This window comes from uncultured Campylobacter sp., from assembly GCF_937890585.1.
Taxonomy (GTDB): Bacteria; Campylobacterota; Campylobacteria; order Campylobacterales; family Campylobacteraceae; genus Campylobacter_A.
In genome coordinates this window covers 1-1212 of sequence record NZ_CALACG010000047.1, presented here as the reverse complement: position 1 = coordinate 1212, position 1212 = coordinate 1, and the positions used below count along the sequence as shown (strand labels likewise).

The 1212-nt window shown below is 45.5% G+C and carries 3 protein-coding genes; all 3 read left to right on the top strand.

The window, feature by feature from the left end; translation table 11 throughout:
• The coding region (locus Q0296_RS01270) for a hypothetical protein (protein WP_298035777.1) at nucleotides 1-403 on the top strand (403 nt) is incomplete at its 5' end.
• Nucleotides 400-1026, top strand: a complete 627-nt coding sequence (locus Q0296_RS01265) for a DUF6475 domain-containing protein (RefSeq protein WP_298035776.1) — start codon at nucleotides 400-402, stop codon at nucleotides 1024-1026. The genes Q0296_RS01270 and Q0296_RS01265, both read left to right, overlap by 4 nt.
• Nucleotide 1027: 1 nt before the next feature.
• On the top strand, nucleotides 1028-1212 hold a 185-nt coding region (locus tag Q0296_RS01260), incomplete at its 3' end, for a DNA cytosine methyltransferase (RefSeq protein WP_298035774.1).

The window sequence follows — 1212 nt, the reverse complement described above, 5'->3', positions numbered from 1 at the left end:
GTCGGCAGCGTCAGATGTGTATAAGAGACAGCCTAAGGACATTTTGCTACCTGATTTCATTGATCCAAACCTATGGCAAAAATATCTAGCCTACAAGAAAGAGCGACGAGAAAAACTAAGCACTGAGGGTATCGAGATGAAATTTAGCGAGTGGGCTAAGTGGGTAAACGAGGGTATAGACGTCAATGCCTGCATACGAGAAGCAATGCGTAACGAGTGGCAAGGGGTCTTTAAGCCAAAGCCTAGTTACAGCGCAAAGGTGGCTAGTGGCGCGCAAGGCGTAAGCGATGATAACCCTCACGGACTAAAACAAGGCACGTTAAACACAATGGCGGCGTTTAGGGAGCTAGCTAGAGAAATGAGAAAAAACGGAAAAAGTGACTTAGTGGGAGATTTTCAATGACGATACAAGAATTTTACGGTGTATTTATGCCGACAGTGGAGTATTACGGAGCGAATTTAAGCAAAGCCGTGATCGCACTTTATTTTGAGGACTTAATGGACTACGAGGCAAACGAATTAGCTGCGGCGCTAAAACTAGTTAGGCAAACGCGAAAATATCCTACGATGCCTACGTCTGCGGAAATTTTAGAAGCGCTTAACGGAGATGAGGGCGACAAAGCGCAAAAAGCTTTAGATGAGCTGGTTTATGCGATAGGGCGCTACGGACCTTATTGTAGCGTGTGCTTTAAAGACGGAGCGATAATGTCAGTAGTGCGTGCTAGGGGTGGCTGGGTAAAGGTTTGCAACCTAGAAGGGCAAGACTGGGAGAATTTTAAAAAGTGGGACTTCGCCAAGCTTTATAAGATTTACGCGAAAACCCCGCAGATTTGTCCTGATTATCTAATCGGCGAGAGCGAGGCAAATAACAGCTTTAACGGCGTAGGTGGGAACGAGCCAGTATATTTTATCGGTGGAGCCAATGACGGCAAGTTTATGGGCGTGGCTAAATTTAAAGCTCTAACTGAGCAAAAATCGCCTATTAAGGCGATATTAACGGGCGTGGTAAAAAGGATTGGGGCGTGAGATGAAAGTTTTAAACCTTTTTGCAGGGCTTGGTGGTAACCGCAAGTATTGGGACGAAGCAGCAAGAGAAAAAGGCATAAGCATAGAGGTAACAGCCGTTGAGTTTGATCCTGAAATAGCAAAGGCTTATACAAAGCGTTATCCAAACGACAACGTGATAATTGGCGACGCTTGGGATTATGCTGC

Bases quoted from the DNA above. Each gene is read 5' to 3' on its own strand.
- Q0296_RS01265 (WP_298035776.1), top strand. From the start codon at position 400: ATGACGATACAAGAATTTTACGGTGTATTTATGCCGACAGTGGAGTAT.